This is a genomic window from Clostridium sp. ETTB3 (assembly GCF_053571985.1).
On sequence record NZ_CP199832.1, the window covers coordinates 2,722,501 to 2,727,500 of the forward strand.

Annotated in this window: 2 protein-coding genes and 2 rRNA genes (1 of these 4 running past the window's edge); all 4 read right to left on the minus strand. The window is 40.0% G+C overall.

Annotated elements, in window-relative coordinates; genetic code table 11:
- On the minus strand, nt 1-512 hold the 5' portion of the coding sequence (locus tag ACUN06_RS12955; RefSeq protein WP_291736409.1) for an ABC transporter permease. 232 nt of this gene lie to the left of the window's left edge; 512 of the gene's 744 nt are visible here — the first part of the coding sequence; the start codon lies at nt 510-512; its stop codon lies off the left edge, out of view.
- The gene (locus ACUN06_RS12960; protein WP_449389927.1) at nt 502-1,485 is read right to left on the minus strand and encodes an ABC transporter substrate-binding protein; all 984 of its coding nucleotides are present in this window, start codon (nt 1,483-1,485) and stop codon (nt 502-504) included. The genes ACUN06_RS12955 and ACUN06_RS12960 overlap by 11 nt, the downstream gene beginning before the upstream one ends.
- 288 nt (nt 1,486-1,773) lie before the next feature.
- Nucleotides 1,774-1,890: ribosomal RNA gene (gene rrf / locus ACUN06_RS12965) — 5S ribosomal RNA — on the minus strand.
- A 115-nt stretch (nt 1,891-2,005) separates the two neighbouring features.
- Nucleotides 2,006-4,913 (minus strand): 23S ribosomal RNA (locus tag ACUN06_RS12970).
- Between the last annotated feature and the right edge of the window lie 87 nt (nt 4,914-5,000).

Sequence of the window (5,000 nt, forward strand, 5' to 3'; positions counted from 1 at the left end):
TCCATATAAATTACTGGAATTACTATTACCTTTATCTTATCTAATTTTGATACCCTATAAATCTTAATCATTTTTAATAAACCTTCATCAATATTAAATAATGAATTTAACATTTCATCATAAAAAATAGGTAATGAAATTAATATACCTATTATTATTGGTGATAAATCCTTAGATGTCCATATTAATAGTAATACTATAAAAGCCATAGTTGGAACTGCCTTCATAAATGTAATAATAGGATATAAGATATTATAAACAACTTTACTAAAATAACTTGTAATAACTAATACAATAGAAATTATTATTGATAATATAAAACTTTGTATGCATCTAAAACTACTGCTAAATATTAATTTAAAAAATTCTTTATTTTTTATTATTTTATATATTTCTATCAAAACATCCCAAAATGAAGGAAGAAGTAATCTGTTATTAAAACTAACAGCTACTCCCTGCCAAATTAATATAATTGCACTAATTGATAAAATTAAATATTTTTTATTCTTCAATGAATAGTGCATCATATTCCTTAGTTTTTCCCTCACTATCTTGATCTATAATAGAAAAATATACTTCATACTCATTTTTACAATCACTTATTTTTGTAAACCTTAAGTTACTATTCTTAATTAATTCATCAATTGTATCCTTATTTACAGTTATCTTAAACTTTTCACATTTTTCAGCTGTTAATTGTGGATTATTTTTAACCCATTTTTCAGAATCAATAAATCTATTTATTAACTCATCATATAAGTTAGATTTTTTTAACTTATTATAAAAGTCTTCTTTAATCAATAATGTTGATTGTGGATAACCTTCCATAACGTTATTTTCTTTTTTCCATTCCTCATTCAAATTCAAGATAATTTTAATATTTTTATTTTTAGATAATACAGTTGATAATGCTGGTTCTGGTAAAATAGCATACTTAGCTTGTTCACTTATAACTAATGGTGCAAGTTCTGATGCAGCTCCAACATAAGAAAATTTTATATTTTCTTCATTAACATTATTTTGATTTAATATTCTTCTAAATATAATATCTGGTGTAAGACCTTTTCCTGTATTATATATTTCACATCCTTCTAATTGTGTCAAATCTGATATATCCTCTGATGATACAAGGTATAATGCTCCCCATCCAATAGTACCTGCAATTTTATATCCTAATTGTTTTTTATATGACTGTAATGCTAAATTAGAAGGAACAATTGCCAAATCAGCATCTCCCTTCATTAACTCAGATAAAAGTAAATCTGTACTTTTTTCTATAGAATGTTTTATCACTATTTTTTCATTTTCTATTTTATTATCCTTATCTATTAAATTACTTATTGCTATAGCTGGTAAACCATCAGGACATATAAGAGTTGCTTCTAATTTTTCATTTTCATTAATATTTTTATTTTCATTTTTAAAACATGATACTAATGTTATTGCAATTAATCCACTCAATAAAATTTTAAATACCCTTTTCACTAAAATCACCTCAGCTAATTTTATCATATTTAATAATTATTTTCCATAAAATATCATTTATTCTTTTTTTATACTTTATCTAGAATCTTTAATTTAAATTTAAGTATATATTTTTTAATAAAAAAAGTACCTAGTATTAACTAAGTACTTTAATTGACAAGGTTAGTTTAGGGAATTTTTTACGATCTAATAAATTTTCACTAAATCGCCAATTAAAAGCATGTTATGCTTTTAATCTATCCAAAATATTTTTGAAAAAAAAGCATCTAGTTTAGTACTAGATGCTTTACCTGGCAACGTTCTACTCTCCCACACGGTCACCCATGCAGTACCATTGACGCTGTAGAGCTTAACTGTCCTGTTCGGAATGGTAAGGAGTGTTTCCTCTACGCCATCATCACCAGATGCTATAAGTTTTCTAAATCTTCGATTTAGTTAAAACTTTGTATTCCTCAACTTTGTTGAGTTAGTTTTTTTAGAGATTGTTATCTCAAAATTGCACATGAATTATCTTATATTATTGGTCAAGCCCTCGACCTATTAGTATCAGTCAGCTACATACGTTACCGCACTTCCACCTCTGACCTATCAACCTTGTGTTCTTCAAGGGGTCTTACTAGCTTATGCTATGGGAAATCTCATCTTGAGGGGGGCTTCACGCTTAGATGCTTTCAGCGTTTATCCCTTCCCGACTTAGCTACCCAGCCATGCTCTTGGCAGAACAACTGGTGCACCAGAGGTCAGTCCATCCCGGTCCTCTCGTACTAAGGACAGCTCCTCTCAAATTTCCTACGCCCGCGACGGATAGGGACCGAACTGTCTCACGACGTTCTGAACCCAGCTCGCGTGCCGCTTTAATGGGCGAACAGCCCAACCCTTGGGACCTACTACAGCCCCAGGATGCGACGAGCCGACATCGAGGTGCCAAACCTCCCCGTCGATGTGGACTCTTGGGGGAGATCAGCCTGTTATCCCCGAGGTAGCTTTTATCCGTTGAGCGATGGCCCTCCCACGAGGTACCACCGGATCACTAAGCCCGACTTTCGTCCCTGCTCGACTTGTAGGTCTCGCAGTCAGGCTCCCTTCTGCCTTTGCACTCTACGAACGATTTCCGACCGTTCTGAGGGAACCTTTGGGCGCCTCCGTTACTTTTTAGGAGGCGACCGCCCCAGTCAAACTGCCCACCTAACAATGTCCAGTCACCAGATTCATGGCGTCCTGTTAGAACCCCAGTACTGTCAGGGTGGTATCCCAAGGTTGACTCCACTAAGGCTGACGCCCTAGTTTCCCAGTCTCCCACCTATCCTGTACAGACAATACCGGAATTCAATGCTAAGCTACAGTAAAGCTCTACGGGGTCTTTCCGTCCAATCGCGGGTAGCGAGCATCTTCACTCGCACTACAACTTCGCCGGATTTGCAGTTGAGACAGTGCCCAAGTCATTACGCCATTCGTGCGGGTCAGAACTTACCTGACAAGGAATTTCGCTACCTTAGGACCGTTATAGTTACGGCCGCCGTTTACTGGGGCTTAAGTTCACACCTTCGCTTGCGCTAAGTGTTCCCCTTAACCTTCCAGCACCGGGCAGGCGTCAGCCCCTATACATCAGCTTACGCTTTAGCAGAGACCTGTGTTTTTGCTAAACAGTTGCTTGGGCCTATTCTCTGCGGCCTGCTCTCGCAGGCACCCCTTCTCGCGAACTTACGGGGTCAATTTGCCTAGTTCCTTAACTGCAATTCTTCCGCCGGCCTTAGGATTCTCTCCTCATCTACCTGTGTCGGTTTGCGGTACGGGCACTACTTCTCTCTCTAGATGCTTTTCTTGGAAGCATGGAATCATGTACTTCGGTCTTAATGACCTTCCCCATCACGCCTCAGAATTGTTACAGCGGATTTGCCTACCGTAACTTCCTAAACGCTTAGACTAGCATTTCCAATCGCTAGCACACACTATCCTTCTCCGTCACACCCTCGATAATAACGATGGTAGTGGTATCGGAATATCAACCGATTGTCCATCGCCTACGCCTTTCGGCCTCGGCTTAGGTCCCGACTAACCCTCAGCGGACGAGCCTTCCTGAGGAAACCTTAGATATTCGGCCTGTAGGATTCTCACCTACATCTCGCTACTAATGCCAACATTCTCACTCGTAATCAGTCCACCGCTCCTTCCGGTACGACTTCAGCCCGATTACGACGCTCCCCTACCACTTGCAATTACTTGCAAATCCGTAGCTTCGGTGGTAAGTTTAGCCCCGGTACATTTTCGGCGCAGGATCTCTCGACTAGTGAGCTATTACGCACTCTTTAAATGAGTGGCTGCTTCTAAGCCAACATCCTAGTTGTCTTAGAAATCCCACATCCTTTTCCACTTAACTTACACTTTGGGACCTTAGCTGACGGTCTGGGCTGTTTCCCTTTTGACCACGGATCTTATCATTCGTAGTCTGACTGCCGGACTTAATGTATATGGCATTCGGAGTTTGATAAGGTTCGGTAAGCGATATGCCCCCTAGCCCATTCAGTGCTCTACCTCCACTACACATATCCGACGCTAGCCCTAAAGCTATTTCGGGGAGAACCAGCTATCTCCGAGTTCGATTGGAATTTCTCCGCTATCCACAGCTCATCCCATGCTTTTTCAACAGCAACGTGGTTCGGTCCTCCACGAAGTTTTACCCTCGCTTCAACCTGGCCATGGATAGGTCACCCGGTTTCGGGTCTACGGCATGCAACTAGTCGCCCTATTAAGACTCGGTTTCCCTTCGGCTCCGTACCTTAAGTACTTAACCTTGCTACATACCGTAACTCGTTGGCTCGTTCTACAAAAAGCACGTCATCACCCTCATAAGGGGCTTTGACCGGTTGTAGGCACACGGTTTCAGGTTCTATTTCACTCCCCTCCCGGGGTTCTTTTCACCTTTCCCTCACGGTACTGCTTCACTATCGGTCATCAGGTAGTATTTAGCCTTGGGAGGTGGTCCTCCCTGCTTCCCACAAGGTTTCACGTGTCTCGTGGTACTCTGGATCAGAACTTGATTATCTTGACTTTCACCTACAGGACTATTACCTCCTACGGTCCAACTTTCCAGTTGTGTTCGGTTAATCACGACTTCTCGTTAATGTTCTGTCCGCAACCCCAAAGATAAATCTTTGGTTTGGGCTCTTTCCCTTTCGCTCGCCGCTACTTAGGAAATCGATTTTTCTTTCTCTTCCTCTAGGTACTTAGATGTTTCAGTTCCCTAGGTTTACCCTCGTATAGCTATGTATTCACTATACGATACATGGGGTTTCCCATGTGTGTTCCCACATTCGGAAATCTCCGGATCACTGGCTATGTGCGCCTACCCGAAGCTTATCGCAGCTTATCACGTCCTTCATCGGCTCCTGATGCCAAGGCATTCACCATGCGCCCTTTGTAGCTTGACCTATTCAGTCAAAAATTTTCAAAGTTTTGCATTTAATATTTTCGCAACAACCCTTAATTACTTCAGAGTTGTAAGTTCGAATTACCAA